Genomic DNA, 19,048 nt, shown 5'->3' on the forward strand with positions numbered 1-19,048 from the left:
TGGAGAGGCGGCCGCGGGACTTTCGCTAATTCTCCTCCACGAACACCTCTTCGCGCTTCTTCTTGACCCCGGGCAGGAAGACGATGACGAGCACGGCTAATGCGACGAAGAGCAGGCCGGCGCTGATCGGTCTCGTGAGGAAGGTGCTCGGATCGCCGCGCGAGAGAATCATGGCACGGCGCAGGTTTTCCTCGAGCAGCGGGCCGAGCACGAAGCCGAGCAGCAGCGGCGCCGGTTCGCAGCGCAGCTTGGTCAGGAGGTAGCCGAGGAAGCCGAAGAAGGCGACGGCGTAGAGGTCGTAGATGTTGGTGTTGACGCTGTAAACGCCGATCGAGCAAAACGCCATGATGATCGGGAAGAGCACGTAATAGGGGATCGTCAGCAGTTTCACCCAAAGCCCGATCAGCGGCAGGTTCAAGACGATCAGCATCAGATTGCCGATCCACATCGAGGCGATGATGCCCCAAAACAGCGCCGGCTGTTCGGTCGCGACATTGGGGCCGGGCACGATGCCCTGGATGATCATCGCGCCGATCATCAGCGCCATGACCGGGTTGGCCGGTATGCCGAGCGTCAGCATCGGGATGAAGGAGGTCTGGGCGCCGGCATTGTTGGCCGATTCCGGTCCGGCGACGCCTTCGATGGCGCCCTTGCCAAATTCCCCCGGGGTTTTCGATACGCGCTTTTCGACTGTGTAGGAGGCAAAGGCTGCAAGGATCGCGCCGCCTCCCGGCAGGATGCCGAGCGCCGAACCGATGATGGTTCCGCGCACGATGGGCGCCGCCATGCGGCGAAAGTCCTCGCGGGTTGGCATCAGGCCGGAGACCCTTCGGATCATCACGGAGCGCTCGTGCTCATTTTCGAGGTTGCGCAGTATCTCGGCGACGCCGAAGACGCCGACCGCCACCGCCACGAAATTCAGCCCGTCGGCATATTCGCGGATGCCGAGCGTGAAGCGCGGCGCGCCGGTGTAGATGTCGGTGCCGACAAGGCCGAGCAGCAGGCCGAGCACGACCATCGCCAGCGCCTTGACGATCGAGCCGTGGGCGAGCGCGACGGACGAGACGAGGCCGACGACCATCAGCGAAAAATACTCGGCGGCGCCGAATTGCAGCGCGATCGCCGTCAGCGGCGGAGCGAAGATGGCGACGAGGAAGGTCGACACGGTACCGGCGAAGAACGAGCCTATTGCAGCGATCGCGAGTGCCGCCCCGGCGCGACCGTTCTTGGCCATCTGGTAGCCGTCGATTGCGGTGACGGCGGAGGAGGATTCGCCGGGCATGTTGATGAGGATGGCGGTGGTCGAGCCGCCATATTGCGCGCCGTAATAGATACCGGCGAGCATGATGAGGGAGGAAACCGGATCGCCGATCTGAAAGGTGATCGGCAACAGCATGGCGATGGTCGCGGTGGCGCCGATGCCGGGCAGGACGCCGATCAGCGTGCCGAGAAGGACGCCGATCAGGCAGAAACCGAGATTTGCCAGCGTCGTTGCCGTCGAGAAGCCGAGCGCGAGGTTGTCGAGCAGTTCCATGTTCATCGCCTCACAATACGAGCCATGGCGGCAGCCATGGGCCGAAGCGCCGGAACGGCAGGCCGAGCGCGTAGCTGAAGACGAGGAACGCAAACAGGGTAAGGCTGGCGGACAGCACGAGCGCGGTCAGCGGCCTCATGCGGCCGCTGGCAAAGGATGCGATCAGCGCCGTCAGGAAGATCGAAGGGATGAAGCCGAGGCCTCGCACGGTCAGGCCGAAGAAGATCGGAGCAGGCAGGATGAACAGCATGCCGCGCCAGGCTATATGCCCGATCGGCTCGCTTTCGAAGCGCACCGCGTCGATCAGGATGACGGCGCCGAGCAGGATCAGCACGATCGCCAGGACCAGCGGGAAATAGCCCGGTCCCATGCGAAAAGCGGTACCGATTTCGAGGCCGAGCGACTGAGCTGCGAAAAATCCGCCGAGAAAGATGAACAGCACAGCGCATACGCCGTTGGTCGTGTCGATCGTGAAAGGTTTCATGATGTCCTCCCAGGCCCGCGCCGCAGGCACCCCGGTGCAGTGCGAAAGCGGGCCGAAACGAAAACGGGGCGCTGGTGGCGCCCCGCTCAAATCTCAGTCGGCGTACTGGCCGGCGGCTTCGATGATCGGCTTCCAGCGCGCAATCTCGCTTTCCAGCTTGGCCTTCAGCGCGGCCGGTGTCGCGTCCGCGTCGGACGACGGCTTGGTGCCGAGCTCGGCGAAGCGGGCGACGACATTCTGGTCCTTCAGCGCGACCTGAAGCGATTTCGACAGGCGATCGGTGACCTCGGCCGGCGTGCCCTTGGGCGCGTAGAGGCCGTGCCAGATGCCGACCTGCACCTCCGGGAGACCGGCTTCCGTCGTCGTCGGCAGATCTGCCAGCACATCGAGGCGTTGCGGCGAGGTGACGGCGTAGGCCTTGATCGTGCCGCCCTGGATCTGCTTGGTGGTGTTCGTCGTCTGGTCGCACATGATGTCGACCTGGCCGCCGAGGAGATCGGTCATGGCCGGACCGGTGCCCTTGTAGGGCACGGTGACCAGCGGCGTGCCGATCGCGCTCATGAACAGCATGCCGCACAGATGCGAGGCCGCGCCTATGCCGGCATTGGCGACGGTGACGGTATCCTTATTGGCCTTGGCGTAGTCGACCAGCCCTTTCAGATCCGTCGGCTCGAGGTCCTTGCGGCCGACGATGGTCATCGGCACATCGGTGACGAGGCCGACATATTCGAAGCCGTTCAGCGTGTCGTATGCGAGCTTTCGGTATAGTGTAGCGCTTGTCGCCATGCCGATGTGATGGAGAAGCAGCGTATAGCCGTCCGGCTCCGCGTTCGCGACGCGACCGGCGCCCAGCGTGCCGCCGGCACCGCCGACATTCTCGACGATGACCTGCTGGCCGAGATCCTTCGACATGGCTTCCGCGACGAGGCGCGTGACCGTGTCGGTCGGGCCGCCGGCCGAAAACGGCACCACGACGGTGATGGTGCGTTCGGGATAGGTCTGCGCGCCCGCGGCGAGCGGATAGAGCGTGACGGCTGCGGCTGCGGCCAGAGCGACGGCGAATTTTCTCATCGTGATTTCCTCCCAGGATATAAATTCCGGCGTCTAGAGTTCCTCTCAATACCGGCTGTGGATGGAGCAATAACTAGCGCAAGCTAGCGGATTGCAATCGGACTCAAACCGCAAACTGCGATTATGCACAACCCGTCCGCGCAAAATGGGTGGAAAGGTGACGTGGAGCCCGGGGCATTCGATCGAGTTCCTGGCGCTGCTCGATATTTCCATTCACTCTCTTGAACGCGGTTCCGTTTACAAGAAGAGACCCGTGATTCCTCTGAGCTATGCCGCATGCGACCGGCTGCACCTCAATTCACGCCAGTACCGTGATCGGTCAGGTAGTCCATGCTCGACAGCACCTGTCGAACCGTCGCGATGAAGGCTCGAATGTTCGGGCTTCCGCTTCGCTTTGCGAATTTCGCGTAGATTGGCGTATCGGCGACGGGCGGCGAAGTGCGGAGCAGGCGTACAACACCGGCGCGCACGTCCTCCTCGGCCATCTTGCTGGGATAGATGCCAATGGCCACCCCTGCCGTCACTACATGGGCCAGCATCGCCACGCTATTGCATATGTCCACCCGCGCCGGGGTGACGCCCGCACTGGCGAACCACTCGCGGACTTGGCGATAGTTGATGCTACCTTGCGGGTTTGAAATGATCGGCAGGTTCGCTAGGTCGTGTGGGCTAACCAAGGCAGGCAGGGACCATCGGGCCGAGGCAATCCAGCACGTTTCCTGTGCACCAAGCGGCACCAGCGTGAAATCGCTGTTGTCGGTTGGGTTAACTAGGAAAGCCAGGTCGAGCCGATGCGCATGGAGCTCCGGTTCGACGGCAGAGGTGGTGGCGACCATGAGTTCGGGATTCAAGTCGGGATAAAGCTGGTGCAGCAGTTCGAGGGCTCTCGACAGGCAGACGAGGGCGAAACCCTCGGCGAAGCCAACCCGGATGGTGCCGCGCACCGGGACCGGACCGCCGCGGCCAGCCAGCCTTTCTATGCCTTCGAGAATGCGCTTTGCCTCCGGCAGGAGATCGTATCCGTCGGGCGTCGGGCTAACACCGCGCCCGACGCGCTGGAACAGCGGAACGCTGGTCTCATGCTCCAGAGCTTTCAGTCGCAGCGAGATCGTCGGCTGCGACAGGCTGAGATGGCGCGCCGCGCCGTCGACCGAGCCTAACGTCGCGGTCCAGTAGAACGCCTCGATCTGGGCGACGGTAATTCTATTCATTGAAAATTCCAATGAGTGGCGGCCAAAACTTCTAATTGGTCGCTGCAGAGTTAATGCGATAGCTGGCGACAGACAACCGTAATAAAGGAGCGTTCATGAAGGACCGGGACAATCGGGTCGTAAAGGTCGAGGGATTCGAACTTTGCTGCGCGCTGCCCGAGCTTGCTGGAAACGCCCTACGGGTTTTCAACCAGCGTTCAGCCCTGCTGGTGAAGGTCACGACCGCCGGCGGCATTGTCGGTTGGGGTGAGACATGGGCTTTCCCGACCGCCGCCAGCAGCTTTATCCGCACCACCCTCGCTCCCGCCATTCTCGGTGCAGACATCACCAACCCCCGAGCCGCCCAGGCCAGATTACTGCAGTTTGCCGTTCCCGATCGCCGCGGTCAGGCGCATATGGCGATCAGTGCCCTGGATGTTGCGTTCTGGGATGGCTACGGCCATGTCGAAGGCAAGCCTATCCATGCTTTGCTCGGTGGCCGGCTGCGCGATCGGGTGATGGCCTATGCAAGCGGCCCGCTTCTCAAGGCAGGCGGCGACCGCTATGCCGGCTTTGGTGAGGAGGTGGAGCGCTACGCCGAAGCTGGCTATCGCGCGGTGAAGGTCCGGGTCGGCATTGGCGCGGCGCTGGACGTACAGGCGATCCGCAGGGCGCGCGCCATTCTCGGCGATGATGCGCTGCTCATGGCTGATCTCAACGAGAGTTCCACCCAACGCGGCGCTGTCGCCCTGACCGAGGCGGTCGCCGATGCACGGCTGGCCTGGATCGAGGAGCCGCTTCCGCATGATGACCTGCCTGGCTACACGAGGCTGGCCCGTGCTCTGGCGATCCCGCTAGCCGGCGGCGAATCCTTCTGCGGCGTCCAGGCTTTCCGCGACAGCCTGTGCGCCGGGGCTCTCGACATCATCCAGCCGGATCTCGCGCTCTGCGGAGGCCTGACCGAGGGCATGCGCATTGCCGGGTTGGCCGGCGCCTTCGACGTACCGGTCGCCCCGCATGTCTGGGGCACGGGAATAAATACCCTGGCCGCGCTTCAATTTGCGTCCGTGCTGCCGTCGAGCCGCGGCTCGGTCCCGTTCCCTTTGCTCGAATGCGATATGGGCTTCAATCCCCTGCGCACTGCCATATTCGACCCGAAGCCTGACGCTGAGGGACACATGGCAGTGCCGGACGGACCGGGCCTCGGCGTGGAGATCGCGATCGACCGGGTCGCCGAGCACGTCACAGCCCATTGGGTGCTGGAATAATTCTTTGATGTAACGTTCACAATTGGGAGGATGCAATGAACAGACGTGCCTTTTTCGTAGCCTGCATGCTGGCTGCCGGCCTGCCGAGTAGCCTGGCTTTCGCCGAACCGGAGATGACCCTCAACCTCGGCTATGTCGGCGGGGCGCAGGCGCCCGAGGCAATCGCCATGGGCCAGTTCGCCGAGGAGGTTCTGAAGGGGACCGGCAGCCGTATCGCCATCCGGCTCCAGGGCGGCGGCGCGCTCGGCGGGGACCGCGAGGTCATCGAAGGCGTGCAGGTGGGCACGGTCGACATGACTGTGGTCAGCACATCGATCGTCGCAAACTTCGCGCCCGAACTGAAGGTCTTCGACATTCCTTTCCTGTTCCGCGACTTCGACCATGCCGACGCTGTCCTGAATGGACCGATCGGTGACAAAATGCTTGAGGGGCTTCCCTCGAATGGCCTGGTCGGCCTGGCCTTTGGCGGAATGGGCTTTCGCCAGCTCACCAACAATGTGAGGGCGGTCAAAGAGCCGTCCGATGTGGAAGGTCTCAAGATCCGCACGCAGCAGAACGAAATGCACATCGCAGTCTGGACCGAACTCAACGTCCTGCCCACCCCCATGGCGATCCCGGAGGTCTACACGGCTTTGCAGCAGGGGGTCGTCGACGGACAGGAAAATCCTATCGGCGCGATCATCAATAACCGGTTCGGCGAAGTGCAGAAATACCTCAGCCTGACCGATCATGCATTCACGCCGCTAATCCTGTTGATCTCGCCTGCCGTCTATGACGGGCTCTCCGACGCCGATAAGGCGGTATTCAAGGAAGCTGCCCGCAACGCAATGGCGCGCAACCGCAAGGAGGTCGAGGCGGTCGCCAAGACCGGCATCGAAACCTTGACCGCGCAAGGCATGACCGTGGTCAAGGACGTCAACAAGGAAGCCTTCCGTGCGAAGCTCGATCCGCTCTTTGTCAAGTTCGCCGGCGAGTTCGGCGAGGAGCAACTAAAAGCAATCCAGGAAACCAAATGAACCTTGCCATCGGTTCCTGGCGCTCGGCCTTTCTTGCGGTCGAGCGCCGGATCACCCAAGCCGCGGTCATGCTCGGCTGCCTCGGGCTTGTGCTTGCAGCCCTGGCGGGGCTGTACCAGGTCGTCGCGCGTTTCATCCTGTTCCAGCCGGCGTCCTGGTCGGAGCCATTCGTCCAGGCGATCCTGATCTGGATGACTTATCTCGCACTGGCGGGCGCAATGCGCACCGGAACGCTGATTTCCGTCGACCTTCTTCTCGCGCGCAGCCAGGGACGGGCAAGGACCGCGCTTCGGGCCTTCATCGCGCTGGCTGTCATGGCGCTGCTGCTGGTCATCCTGTGGTTTGGCTGCATCCTGGTGTGGCGGGTGCGGTTCCAGACGATTGCCGGCTTGAACATCTCGGCTTCATGGGCCTATGCCGCGCTGCCGGTCGGCGCGGTGCTGTCCATTCTAGCTCTGATCGCCCATGCAATTGATCCGCCCGAGATCGACGAAATCACCATCGAGAGCGGGGGTTAATTCGACATGCTGCCGGCAATGATATTGGCCATGGTCGTGCTCATGATGCTAGCCGTTCCGGTTGCTGTGGCGATCGGGCTGGCCGGCGTGATCGGAACCGTAGGCTTCTCCAATCTGCCCCTGCTCGTCGTACCGCAACAGGCCTTCATCGCCCTTGACAAGTTTCCGCTGGCTGCCATTCCGTTCTTTATCCTGGCGGGCAATATCATGGCGGCCGGCGGCATTTCATCCCGGCTGGTCGATCTGGTGGAGAGTGTGCTTGGCAACGTCCGCGGCGGCTTGCCGATGTCGTGCATCGTCGTTTGCATGATCTTCGCCGCGGTCTCTGGTTCGAGCGTGGCAACCACCTTCGCCATCGGCTCCATCCTGATACCGGCGATGGTGCGCCAGAAATATCCGGTGGGCTTCGCCGCATCGCTGCAGGCGACATCGGCCGAACTCGGCGTCATCATTCCCCCGTCGATCCCGATGATCCTCTATGGCGTCTCCGCCGGTGCGCCGGTCGGCGACCTCTTTATCGCAGGCCTTGGGCCCGGACTCCTGATAGCCGGCGCCCTGGTGATCTATATTCTGATATGGACGCGGCTAACCGGCCACGGGGCTTCCGAAGACTTCCCGCGGAAGCCGTTCCTGCCAAGCCTCAAACGGTCGGGTTTGGCCCTGCTCATGCCGGTCATCATACTGGGCGGCATCTATGGCGGCGTCTTCACCCCGACCGAGGCATCGGTGATAGCCGTCTTCTATGCACTGGCCGTCAGCCTTGTCATTTACCGCGAGATGACGCTGCAGAGCCTGTCCGATGTGATCCGGCGGTCTACCATTTCATCCGCCATCATCATGTTCATCATCTCGATGGCCGGGCTGTTCTCCTTCGTTCTGACTAGGGCGGGCGTTCCGGCGGCGGTCGGCGAATGGATCGTGGTGAACTTCGACAGCGCCGTTGCCTTCCTGCTGGCCGTCAATCTTTTTCTCTTCCTGATCGGCATGTTCGTCGAGACATCCGCCTCGATCGTCGTCATTGCGCCGATCCTTGCTCCGGTGGCTGTACGCTTCGGCATCGACCCGGTGCATTTCGGCATGATCATGATCACCAACCTGGCCATGGGCATGATCACGCCGCCATTCGGCGTCAATTTATTCGCCGCTTGCGCGGTGGCTAAGATATCGCTGCACCGGATGATCCCGCATCTGGTGCCGCTCGTCGGCGTCATTGTGGTATGCTTGGGACTGATTACCTATTTCCCGTCCATCAGCCTTTCGTTCCTCTACTTGCTGGGCGGACGGTAGCTCACTAGGCGTGGGATGGAGTGGAGATCCGCTAGCCGGTACCGCAGCCAGTCCGAGACCCGCTTTTGAGAGCACTGCCGCTCATCGAACTGAGCCGGGGAGGCGAGGCCGGCCCGCAGCGAATGAAGCCGACTTGCGAATGGCATGTTCGACGCCGCGGAGTTCGGCCAATCCCTTAAGCCGGCCGACCGCCGGATAGCCGGGTTGGGCGCCTCGCGTCAGGTCGTCGAGGATATCCTGGCCATGGTCAGGGCGCATCGGGATGACGGCGTCCGCGCGGCCTTCCTTCTTACGCCGCGCTTCCTCATGGAGCAGCGCCGCCACCACCGCAACCATGTCCGTGTCGCCGGCAAGATGCTCATCCTCGTGGAACGAGCAGGGGGTGCCGGCTGCTTCCTTGCGCACATTGCGCAGATGCGCGAAGTGGATTTTTGGTCCGATCCGCCCGATCATGCCGGGCAGATCATTGTCGGGTCTTGCGCCGAGTGATCCCGTGCATAGTGTCGCCCCGTTGGCCGGGCTATCGACTGCGTCCAGAATGTACCTGTAGTCGGCCTCGGTCGACATGACGCGCGGCAGGCCCAGCAGCGGAAACGGCGGATCGTCCGGATGGCAGCAAAGACGCAGCCCGAGGCGCTCGGCCGTAGGCACGACCTCCGCCAGGAAGTCGACGAAATGCCGGCGCAGGGTTGTTGCGTCGATGCGGTCATAATTTGACAGTTGAGCCGCGAGACCTTGGAGAGACGTGTCTTCGGTCGAACCAGGCAGGCCGGAATTGACGTTTCTTGCCAGAGCCTTGCGCGCAAAATCATCCATCTGCGCATATCGCCGCTCCGCCTTGGAGACGATCTCCGGCGTGTAATCGCCGAGCGCCCCTTGGCGTTTCAGGATATGGATGTCGAATGCGGCGAAGTCGATCAGATCGAAGCGCATGGTGGTGCCGCCGTGCGGCAGGCGCCAGGCAAGATCGGTGCGGGTCCAATCGAGCACGGGCATGAAATTATAGCAGATGACCGAAATGCCGGCCCGCGCCAGGTTTTCCAGCGATGTCCTGTAATTTTCTATGTGGCTGCGCCATTCGCCGACCTGCGTCCTGATCGCTTCGGAAACCGGCAGGCTCTCGACGATCTCCCAACTGAGATCACTTGCGCTTCCATCCGGCAAAGACGCGACTTCGCGCTGACGTCTTTCGATTTCGACGGGCAGCCAGACGGCGCCGTGAGGAACGTGGTGAAGGGCTGAGACGATGCCTTGCGCACCGGCTTGACGCGCGTCCGCGATGGTCACCTTGTCGACCGGCCCGAACCAACGCCACACATGTCTCATTCGAACGCTCCGTCAGAAAAGAATCGCCATGCGGCTGCACGCCCGCGCTTCCCGCCGTGGCGGGATCCGCTGCTCCTCTTTCATCGGCTGCTATCAGATTCCGATGCGTCTGACACCCATCCTGCTCGGGCCTGTGCCGACCAACGGCGATGCACCGATGCCGACCGGTCGGCACGAACGGCGATGCCGGCATTGACCTGGCATCAACGAGCGTCAGCGAAATTCCAGGCTACAGCAGCGCTTCGTATAGATCGCCGATCTTTTCAACTTCGAAATCTGCTGCCCTGCTCTTCAGGAGGGCGGCAGAGGTGGGGTGGTCCAGCATCTCAGCCATCGCCTTTGCCAGCGCCTCGGCATCGCCGACCGGCACCAAGGCGCCGAAACGACCGTCATCCAGAATCTCGCGCGGGCCATGCGGCGCATCTGTGGAGACCACGGGGACCCCGGCAGCCATGGCCTCGACCAGCACATTGCCAAAGCCCTCGCTCGTGGAGGAAAGGACGAACAGATCGGCTGCGGCGTAACAGGCGGCGGGATCGTTGACGTAGCCGGCAAAGAGCACATCCGCGCCTATACCGGATTCCTGGGCATAGGCGTGCAGCTCGGCAGCCAGCGGACCTTCGCCGAAGATGACAAGCCGAGCGCGGCGGCCGGCGCGCAGGGTAGCGAAAGCCTGGAGCAAGGTCCGATGATCCTTGACCGGCACCAGGCGACCGGCGGTGGCGATGACCGGGCCATCGCCCATCGTCGCCAACTCTGCCTGCCAGGCATAGGATTGTCCCTGGAGCGCCGCGGCCGGCGGCAGCGGGTTGTTGATGACGACAACCTTGGATTTGGGGAAACCGCGGGCCGCAATATCGCGGCCGACGCCCACTGAGACGGCGATGGCCTTGGTTGCGCGCGCTGCAACCAGCGCGGAAAACCAGACTGCTATTCTCGCGCCGAGGCTGCCGGAAGGCAGTGAGGCCGCGGCGTGGAAGCTTGGAAAGAACCGCGCTCGGCTTCGCGCCAGAAGAAGCGCCAGCGTCACGACCAGATTGGCAAATTCCGGCGCGCTATAGACCGCATGGGGACCAAGGCGGTTAAACAAACGTGCGCTTCGCACGACCCCTTTCAGCGTCTCCCACTTGCCGTAGCCCTCGCCCCTGATGGGAAGGTCGAAATCGACCAGATGCACGGCAGGGGAGCGCAGCGCGGCGTTAGGTCCTTCCGCGTTCCAGGTAAAAAGTGTGACGTCGTGCCCACGCGACGCCAATTCATTTGCCATGAGGACGAAGACACGCTCGGCGCCGCCGCCCCTAAGGCTGGCAATGTGAAAGACAACGCGCTTCGCCATGCCTGGATTTTAGGCTTGGCCGACGGCAATGCCCGGTCGGTCCGGCGGCTGGCGCATGTCGCGCACGATGCCCATGGCTAAGGCGAGCAGCATGCCTAGAGCAAAGCCAGCGAAAGCCCCCAGGCCTGCCATCAGCGGGGTGCGCGGCGGCCACGAGCGCCCGTTCGGCGGCACTGCGGTGGAAATCACCTGTACATTCGTGGTGTCGATCTGCTCGCGCTCGGTGATCTGGCGCGCGCGCGACAGGAAGCTTTCATAGACCGCCCTCCTGGAGGCGGCGTCGCGTTCAAGCTCACGTAAGGCGACCTGGGACTCGCTGTCGGTGAAAACATTGCTCTTCAGATCGTTCATTTTGGCGCTGAGAGAAGCCAATGACGCGTTGGCCTTGTCCAGGTTGGCTTTTGCCGTGCCGACCGTGCGGGCGAACTCCGCCCTGAGTTGAGAACTGACGGTTTCGAATTCCGTCCTGAGCCTGACGATCGTCGGATGGCGCGGACCAAAGGTCATGGACTGTGAATCGATTTGCTGCCGCAGGCCGTTTGCCTTGTCGCGCAGTGCTGCGAGTGCTGCCGAATCCGCGGGATCAGGATTGGCTCCATTGACACCGGAGGCAACCAAGGCGTCGTAACTTGCCTGGGCAGCGATGACGCGCGATTGCGCCTCTCCAATTTCGCTATTGAGCTGCGTCATCGTCTGCGAACTGACGAGCTGGCCATTGCTGGAGGACAAATTGTGGCTGCGCCTGTAGCTCTCGACCTTCTCTTCGGCCGCCTGCACGTCGCGCTTGAGTTGGCCGAGCCGGGCGTCAAGAGCAGCTGCGGCACGGCCGGCACCGGCAGCTTCGGCCTTGGCCAATTCTTCCTGGAAAGCTTTCACTATGGCTTGCGAGATCAGGATCGCCTTGCCGGTGGTTTCTGCCGATACCGAGAGGGTCGTGACGAACGACGTTTCATCTGCAGTGACGTCGACCCGCTCCGCCAGGTTCTTCTGGGCAATAAGTTTCGGATCGGGTTTGCCGCCACTCGCTCCAACACCAGACGTGGAGGTACTCTGGTCCGGGTCGAAAAACTCCGGATCGTTGGTCAGACCGAGTTCGTCCACTACACGTGCAAGCACGTTGCCTGAGGTCAGGATGCGCTGCTTGCTGCGCGCGTTGAGAATTTGGCTATCGACCTGGCCCGGTTGCGAGTAGAGGTCGTTTTCCACAACCTGCAAATTGGCAGGATTGATGAGGATTTCCGTTGCAACGGTATAACGCTGTTTGCTCAGCAGCCCATAGGCGGCGCCGACGACGCCGCCGGCCACTGCCAGCATGCAGGCCACGACGAGCCCGGCACGCAGCCAGACAAACAGGCGTCGAAAGTCGAGCTCGAGGAAATCGCCGATCTTGTCGAGCGTCACCGTCGGGACGGGCTCGGGCGTGTGTGGAGTAACAGGGGCGGAGGTGCGTGCCATGACTGGGGCATCCTGTTGCAGCCTTGCCCTGCTGGCGCGCCGCGCATTGGCAATCCGCTCGAGCGCGCTGATGTCGGAATCCGCTGCAGAGGGAGGGGTTGTGCCGGAAGCGGCGGACATGGTGTTAACTCTGGTTATTCGCTATGCGGGCCAGCACTACAGAAAGATCGTTAACATCTCATTTTCCAAGTTGGCATATTTTGCCTATTCAAGCGCTGCGGCCATTCGGCGGTCCCTGGAATGAATCTCGTTGGTCAGAATGCCGTTTGAATACAGACACTTGGATGGGACATGAGCTATTCCGCTGCCGCTTCGGAACGATTGATGTCCAGCCAAGCGCGCCGTCAGAACGCGCTGTCGCTTCTGTTTTTCCTATGCGCGGCGTTTGCGTTCCTGCTCCGCCTCACGGTGTCACCGCAGATTATGAACATGGTCGTCGACTATACGGCCGACGGTGGCTCATTCTACGAGAAACTGCATTTCGGCACCTATGCTATCTTTCTGCTGCTTCCTATCGTTCTTTTCAGCCGACCGTTTCTGCTGCAGGGCGACGAAATTGGAATATTCAAAGCTTTAATACTCTATTCTGCGCTGATTTTCGCGCTGGTGCCCTATCTGTTCATCACCGGCCGTGCGGGCTCCTCCGGGTTCATCATCGATACCTATCTGGTGGCGGGCGCCGCAGGCCTGTTGATGCTGGCCTTGAACGCGGAAGTGCGGCGGGCGTTGGGCGACGTCGTGCTTGGAATGGTGATCCTCAGCGCTGTGCTCGGCACGATCGAAGCGGTGACTCAACATCGGTTTATGCCTTACGGTCTCAACGAACTGCAGTTCAGGCCAATCGGCCTATCGGCGCATCCGCTGGCACTGGGCGCGCTCTGCGCCACAGCGATCGGCTTCGTTCCGCTGACGCGCTGGCGCATATGGGTGCGGGTGGCGTCGATCCTTGTGTTGCTCCTGGGTTGTGCCGCATCAGGCGCTCGCGCCGCACTGATACTCGCCGCTACGGAAACCCTCATACTGCTGATGTTCGTGCCCTGGCCGCGCCTGACGCTCAAGCACCAGAGGCAGGCCAAGTCCGTCGTGCTGCTGTTCGCCGTGGCGGGTGGCGCAGTGCTGGCGGCCATACTGTTTTCGGGCGGGCTGCTGAACCGGTTCAGCAACACGATCTTCGACGAAAATTTCATGGCGCGGGTGACGATCTACCAGATATTCGGGCTTGTCAGCTGGAAAGACATCCTGTTTGGCATGAACGTCGACGAGCTCCTGAAGATCGTCAACGAGAAGCTGCATCTGCCCTATATCGAGAGCGCGCCGGTGGTCATCATCATGCTCTTCGGCTTGCCGATAGCCGTGCTCTTTATAGCGCTGGTATTCTGGTTCATTTTTCGGCTGCTGCGCGCGGCGCCGCTGCCGGCATGGATCGGCACCATGACGTTCCTGCTTGCTGCGCTGTCGAACAATGCGCTCTCGTCAAAAGCGCCAGATATCACGACTATCGTGGTGTTGCTGCTTGCCTATAGAAACGTGCCGTATAGAAAGCAGCCGAAGAGCACATCTTCGACCGCTGTTGCAGCAGAGCCGAAACTGGAGCAGCCTGGATAAGCGCTCCAGACGCATCAGCCGGCGCTATCCACAACCTCGACATTGCCTGCACGGTTAAGCGTGTGAATTCCCGCGCGGGCCCATGCCGGCCCCGGGCCGATCGGGCGGGGCGGCGCAAAGCGCACATCGCAATCGTCAAGCCGGTCCAGCCGCATCAAGCCCAGACCGCCGCCATAGGCTCTCGACCCGTTTTGGACCGGCAGCACCAGGGCGCCACCCTGGCGAATAAAGGCGCCGCCAGGCCGAGCGGCTGAGTGATCGACGGCGATTGGATTGAGCGCATGCGCAACCCAAGGTCCTCGCAGCGAGGGCGCGGAATAGACCGTCATCGTGTCCGACGCGCTGCCATAACCGAACCGCTCCGTCCCCAACAGCCAGAAGCGGCCATCCGATTCGAGCAGCGTGGCGTCATTGAAATCCTTGTCCGTCATCAGCACGGTGTCGCGTACCCAGCGATCCGGAAACTGCGCGGCACGGTAGAGCACAAGCTCGCGCGCCGCCGCACTTTCAGGAATCATGAAAATCTCGCCGGCGTGAGCGAACACCTGTGGATACGACAAATGGTGAGCTTCCTCCAGCACCACCCTCGGTACGCCGAAGCTGCCATCGTCACCCAGTTCGGCGACGGAAATCACGCCGCGACCGGTGGCGTAGGGAAATTCCTCGACGAACAGATAGTGGCGGCCATCGCGCTCGATGACGAATGGATCGGCGTAGAATCGTTGGCCATCGTCCGGCAGGATGGTAAACGGCGTACCGTCGAGTTGCCCGGTTTCGGCGACGCCGGGCCCTTCGATCAGCCGATAGGCAACCTGCCAATAGAAGGGACGCCGTCCCAGTCTGAGTTTTTGCACGGCGCGGTCGACCAACCCCTTGGAGAAAAAGGGCAGATAGTGCCTGATAAAACCGCTGTTCCTTAGGATCGGCGCCGGGCTATCGGCGATTGGCACAAGTTTGCCCTCGGAAAAACGGGCGACGCTTTGCGCAACCAGCGAGATGGCTCCGGCGAGCAGGTCGTTGCAACTGCGAGACAGCCAGAGCCGGTCGCTGAGCATCGGTCGCCCGCGGGCGACCGTGACGCCATCGAGGCGAACGGCAAGCTCGGGCAACCGCCCGCTCGCCAGCATCTCGGCCACCCCGGCGGGAAAGGTGCTGCGGCCGCAAAATTCGAGCGTCAGAACCGGCGTGCCCGGGCGTGCGAAAGTGCCGGTGAGATCGATTACGAGGTCGGCTGGACCAGCAACGCCGGACGGCAACGGCTCGGAGGGGCTTGCCAGCGAGGGACCGAAGCGCCGGCTCTCGATATCAAGCACACCATCCAGTCCGCGTGCGATCGGCGCAGGCGTCGGCGCGCGGCAACTCGAAACCACGTGACCAGCAGCGTTCAGCCGCACCAGAAGCTCATTTTCCCAGCGCCGAGAGCCGGCAATGTGGCCGATGATTAAAATATTAGTCAATCGAATATGTTCTTTTTCAAGACTACTCTGCCAGAGTACCTATCGGCTTAGGCTTTCATAAGAGTTACCGGGGAGAACGCAGGCTTGGCTGTTAATCATATATTAAGATTTGACGTCACGAAGGCGGCTTCTGCCGCTATTATAGCTCTTGTGGCGAATAATCAGCAGGTCGCGACACCCTCCGGCGACCAGGATCGGCAATGAACGTCCTTTCACATCCAAAACTGCCGTCCAGGCAAAAACTGCTGATCGTGTTCGGCACGAGGCCGGAGGCGCTCAAGTGCTTTCCGGTGGTGCGTGCCGCGCTTGCCCATCCAGGTTTTATCACCGAGACATGCATCACCGGCCAGCATCGCGAGATGGTCGACCAGGTCATCGAACTGACCGGCCTGCCGGTGCATCACGACCTCAACATCATGCAACCCGGCCAGACATTGTTCGACGTGACCTCGCGTGTCCTGCTGGGCATGGCCGACGTGCTGGAGAAGGCGAAGCCCGATATCGTCCTCGTGCAAGGCGATACGACCACGGCGATGACTGCGGCTTTGGCTGCCTTCTACAAGCGCATCCCGGTCGCCCATATCGAGGCAGGATTGCGCAGCCACGATATCAACTCTCCCTTTCCGGAGGAACTGAACCGCAAGATTGCTGGTGACATCGCCACTTGGCACTTTGCACCGACAATCCAGGCGCGCGACAACCTCGTCGCCGAAGGAAAAGCTGAAAACACCATCTTCGTGACCGGCAACACGGTGATCGACACGCTGTTGCATTTTTCAAGCGCGATCGACGCCGACAGGCTGATGAACGCGAAGCTCGCCGCCCATTTCCCCTTCCTAGACCCCGCCAAGAAAATGATCCTCGTCACCGGTCATCGGCGCGAGAATTTCGACGGCGGCATCCAGCGCATCTGCACGGCGTTGAAGGGATTGGCGGCACGCGGAGACGTGCAGATCGTCTATCCCGTCCATCCAAATCCAAATGTGCGCTCGGTGGTCAACGCGGAGTTGGAAGGGGTGCCGAACATCTATCTGGTCGAGCCGCAGGACTATCTGCCGTTTCTATACCTGCAGAAGCACAGCTATCTGGTGCTTACGGACAGCGGCGGCGTGCAGGAAGAAGCGCCTTCGCTCGGCAAGCCGGTGCTGGTGATGCGCGAAAACACCGAGCGGCCCGAGGGCATCGTGGCCGGTACCGCCCGTCTCGTCGGCACCGATGTCGAAAAAATCTTGTCCAACGCCAATCGCCTGCTCGACGATCAGGCCGCCTATCGCGGCATGGCGGAACGACATAACCCATATGGCGATGGCCGGGCCGGTAACCGGATTGTTGAGGAACTGCTGCATCATGGCTGAGATCAAGACCGTTTCCGTTATCGGCATGGGCTATATCGGCCTGCCGACCTGTGCCATTTTCGCCAGCCGCGGGCTCGATGTCATTGGCGTCGACGTCAACGAAGCGGTGGTCGAAAAAGTCAATCGCGGCGAAATCCACATCGTCGAGCCCGACCTCGATGGTTTGATCCAGAAGGTCGTGGCCAACGGCAAGCTCAGGGCTTTCGGCACGCCGCAGCCGGCGGATGCGTTTATCATCGCCGTGCCGACCCCGATGACCCATGACCATAAGCCTGATGTGAGCTACGTGCTCGCGGCGGCACGAAGCATCGCCTCCGTGCTAAAACGGGGAGACCTTGTGGTGCTGGAATCGACGTCGCCGGTCGGCACGACGCGCGTCATGACGGCACTGCTTGCCGACTTGCGGCCCGATCTCAAATTTCCTCTCCTGCACGGCGAAGAGGCCGATGTCCTGGTCGCCTATTCGCCCGAGCGCGTGTTGCCGGGAAAGGTCCTGACCGAGCTGATCAACAACGATCGCTCGATCGGCGGGCTGTCGCGCAAGTCGTCGGAACGGACCGCGGCACTCTATTCAACCTTCGTTGCCGGCGACCTGTTCATGACCCAGGCCGAAAGTGCCGAACTGGTGAAGCTGACCGAGAACGCCTTCCGCGACGTCAATATCGCCTTTGCCAACGAGCTTGCGGCAGTGTGCCAGGATCTGTCGCTCAACGTCTGGGAGGTGATCGATCTCGCCAACCGGCATCCCCGCGTGAACATCCTCCAGCCGAGCCCGGGCGTCGGCGGCCACTGCATTGCGGTAGATCCGTATTTCATCATCGACGCCGCGCCTAACAGCACGCGGCTGATGGCTTCGGCACGCCGGATCAATTCCGAGCGTCCCTTGTCGGTGGTCAGGGATATCGAAGCCTTGCTCGACCCGTCCCGCAAGCAGACCATCGCCTGTCTTGGTCTCAGCTTCAAAGCCAATATCGACGATATGCGCGAGAGCCCGGCTGTCGAGGTGGTGAAGCTTTTGTCAGATATTCCCAACCTGAAGATCATCGCGGCTGAGCCCAACACGCATAGGCTGCCGCAGGAGCTCGAGGGCAAGGGCATCGTCTTCACCGATGCACTTTCCGCCATCGACCAGTGCGACATCGTCGTCCTGCTGGTCGACCATCGGCAGTTCAATCTGGTGGATCCCGAAGCGCTCAAGGACAAGAAGCTCATCGACACAAGGGGTTTGTGGACCTGGCGCAAGGCACGCAAGCCCGACGCCCGCATCGAAGGCAAGAAATCGGCGATCGAACGTCTGGCACTTCCTGCAGGTGCGGAGGAGGCCGCATGAACGCGCACGACCCAGGATGGGCGCAGCATCGCCTGTTGGCGTCGCGTCGCCGGGAATTTCTCGGGGCGCCGATCCATGCGCTGACCATGGCCGAGACGCTGGCTATCGCCGATGAGGCGATGACCCTGCGGCGGCCGCTGCATCATGTGGTCGTGAACGTCGCCAAGCTTGTCAACATGCGCAACAATACCGAGCTGCGGGAGGATGTTGCGACGGCGGATGTGATCAACGTCGACGGCAAGGGTGTGCTTTGGGGTGCGCGTCTTTGCGGTGTGGCGCTGCCCGAGCGGGTAGCCGGCGTCGACATCATGGTCAATCTGTTGAGCCTCTGCGCGAAGCGCGGCTTCAGACCCTTCCTGCTGGGGGCCGAACAGCACGTTCTCGATGCGGTGAAAAGGCGGCTTGCCAAGGATCACCCGAGCCTGGTGCTCGCTGGAATGCGCAATGGCTATTTCAAGCCGGAAGACGAGGCCAAAATTGTCGAGGAGATCAACGCCTCGGGTGCCGACTGCCTTTTGGTGGCTATGCCGACGCCGCGCAAGGAGCGCTTTCTCAAGCGCTATCGTGACCAACTCACGCCGAGTTTCGTCATGGGCGTGGGCGGCAGTTTCGATGTCTATGGCGGCAAGGTCGCCCGGGCGCCGAAACTGGTTCAGGCGGCCGGTCTGGAGTGGTTGTTTCGGGTGGCGCAGGAGCCGCGACGCTTGTGGCGCCGCTACTACGACACCAACACTGCCTACGCAGCGCTGCTGTACCGGGAGTTCCGGGACAGTCGGGGGCGCCGAAAGGCCGGCCTATAAGGAGCGGCTGACTGCG

At 61.9% G+C, this 19,048-nt stretch carries 17 protein-coding genes; 9 read left to right on the forward strand and 8 right to left on the reverse strand.

What is annotated here, in order from left to right:
• Positions 1-25: 25 nt before the first annotated feature.
• From NKH73_RS11175 to NKH73_RS11190, 4 genes are all read right to left on the reverse strand, one after another.
• Positions 26-1,534 (reverse strand): tripartite tricarboxylate transporter permease, encoded by a 1,509-nt coding sequence (locus NKH73_RS11175; protein WP_352931210.1) that lies wholly within the window; start codon positions 1,532-1,534, stop codon positions 26-28.
• A 10-nt stretch (positions 1,535-1,544) separates the two neighbouring features.
• A complete protein-coding gene (locus tag NKH73_RS11180) occupies positions 1,545-2,018 on the reverse strand; it encodes a tripartite tricarboxylate transporter TctB family protein (protein ID WP_352931212.1) in 474 nt (157 codons plus the stop codon).
• A 93-nt stretch (positions 2,019-2,111) separates the two neighbouring features.
• Positions 2,112-3,089 carry a tripartite tricarboxylate transporter substrate-binding protein gene (locus NKH73_RS11185; protein WP_352931214.1) on the reverse strand — a complete coding sequence of 326 codons (978 nt, stop codon included), beginning with the start codon at positions 3,087-3,089 and terminating at the stop codon, positions 2,112-2,114.
• A gap of 293 nt (positions 3,090-3,382) precedes the next feature.
• Entirely contained in the window at positions 3,383-4,300 is a 918-nt protein-coding gene (locus NKH73_RS11190; protein WP_352931216.1) for a LysR family transcriptional regulator, read from the reverse strand.
• Positions 4,301-4,395: 95 nt separating this feature from the next.
• Between NKH73_RS11190 and NKH73_RS11195 the strand changes: the two genes are divergently transcribed.
• The 4 genes from NKH73_RS11195 to NKH73_RS11210 are packed head-to-tail and all read left to right on the forward strand — an operon-like array spanning position 4,396 to position 8,368.
• Positions 4,396-5,547, forward strand: coding sequence for a mandelate racemase/muconate lactonizing enzyme family protein (locus NKH73_RS11195; protein ID WP_352931218.1), 1,152 nt, complete (start codon positions 4,396-4,398; stop codon positions 5,545-5,547).
• Between the two features lie 35 nt (positions 5,548-5,582).
• A complete protein-coding gene (dctP, locus tag NKH73_RS11200) occupies positions 5,583-6,563 on the forward strand; it encodes a TRAP transporter substrate-binding protein DctP (RefSeq protein ID WP_352931219.1) in 981 nt (326 codons plus the stop codon).
• A complete protein-coding gene (locus NKH73_RS11205; RefSeq protein ID WP_352931220.1) occupies positions 6,560-7,081 on the forward strand; it encodes a TRAP transporter small permease in 522 nt (173 codons plus the stop codon). Before dctP ends, NKH73_RS11205 begins: the two co-directional genes overlap by 4 nt.
• Positions 7,082-7,087: 6 nt before the next feature.
• Positions 7,088-8,368 (forward strand): TRAP transporter large permease, encoded by a 1,281-nt coding sequence (locus NKH73_RS11210; protein ID WP_352931222.1) that lies wholly within the window; start codon positions 7,088-7,090, stop codon positions 8,366-8,368.
• A gap of 81 nt (positions 8,369-8,449) precedes the next feature.
• Here NKH73_RS11210 and uxuA read toward each other — a convergent pair whose 3' ends face one another.
• The 3 genes from uxuA to NKH73_RS11225 all read right to left on the reverse strand — a co-directional run bounded on the left by uxuA (position 8,450) and on the right by NKH73_RS11225 (position 12,485).
• Positions 8,450-9,694, reverse strand: coding sequence for a mannonate dehydratase (gene uxuA / locus NKH73_RS11215; RefSeq protein ID WP_352931223.1), 1,245 nt, complete (start codon positions 9,692-9,694; stop codon positions 8,450-8,452).
• A gap of 229 nt (positions 9,695-9,923) precedes the next feature.
• On the reverse strand, positions 9,924-11,030 hold the full coding sequence (locus NKH73_RS11220) for a glycosyltransferase (protein WP_352931225.1): 1,107 nt from the start codon (positions 11,028-11,030) through the stop codon (positions 9,924-9,926).
• Positions 11,031-11,039: 9 nt separating this feature from the next.
• Positions 11,040-12,485, reverse strand: coding sequence for a GumC family protein (locus tag NKH73_RS11225; RefSeq protein ID WP_352931226.1), 1,446 nt, complete (start codon positions 12,483-12,485; stop codon positions 11,040-11,042).
• On the opposite strand from NKH73_RS11225, the gene NKH73_RS11230 reads away from it, so the two are divergent.
• Positions 12,484-12,729, forward strand: coding sequence for a hypothetical protein (locus NKH73_RS11230; protein ID WP_352931228.1), 246 nt, complete (start codon positions 12,484-12,486; stop codon positions 12,727-12,729). The genes NKH73_RS11225 and NKH73_RS11230 overlap by 2 nt on opposite strands.
• Positions 12,730-12,776: 47 nt before the next feature.
• Positions 12,777-14,090 (forward strand): VpsF family polysaccharide biosynthesis protein, encoded by a 1,314-nt coding sequence (locus NKH73_RS11235; protein WP_352931229.1) that lies wholly within the window; start codon positions 12,777-12,779, stop codon positions 14,088-14,090.
• A gap of 14 nt (positions 14,091-14,104) precedes the next feature.
• Here NKH73_RS11235 and NKH73_RS11240 read toward each other — a convergent pair whose 3' ends face one another.
• Complete coding sequence (locus NKH73_RS11240; RefSeq protein ID WP_352931231.1) at positions 14,105-15,547, reverse strand: glucosamine inositolphosphorylceramide transferase family protein; 1,443 nt, start codon at positions 15,545-15,547, stop codon at positions 14,105-14,107.
• A 200-nt stretch (positions 15,548-15,747) separates the two neighbouring features.
• Between NKH73_RS11240 and wecB the strand changes: the two genes are divergently transcribed.
• Genes wecB through NKH73_RS11255 form a run of 3 tightly spaced genes read left to right on the forward strand, consistent with a single transcriptional unit; the run spans position 15,748 to position 19,032 of the window.
• On the forward strand, positions 15,748-16,902 hold the full coding sequence (wecB, locus tag NKH73_RS11245; RefSeq protein WP_352931233.1) for a non-hydrolyzing UDP-N-acetylglucosamine 2-epimerase: 1,155 nt from the start codon (positions 15,748-15,750) through the stop codon (positions 16,900-16,902).
• Positions 16,895-18,232, forward strand: a complete 1,338-nt coding sequence (gene wecC, locus NKH73_RS11250; RefSeq protein WP_352931234.1) for a UDP-N-acetyl-D-mannosamine dehydrogenase — start codon at positions 16,895-16,897, stop codon at positions 18,230-18,232. The genes wecB and wecC overlap by 8 nt, the downstream gene beginning before the upstream one ends.
• Complete coding sequence (locus NKH73_RS11255; RefSeq protein WP_352931236.1) at positions 18,229-19,032, forward strand: WecB/TagA/CpsF family glycosyltransferase; 804 nt, start codon at positions 18,229-18,231, stop codon at positions 19,030-19,032. The genes wecC and NKH73_RS11255 overlap by 4 nt, the downstream gene beginning before the upstream one ends.
• The last annotated feature ends 16 nt before the right edge of the window (positions 19,033-19,048 follow it).

The organism is Mesorhizobium sp. M0938 (assembly GCF_040319125.1).
Lineage (GTDB): Bacteria > Pseudomonadota > Alphaproteobacteria > Rhizobiales > Rhizobiaceae > Mesorhizobium > Mesorhizobium robiniae.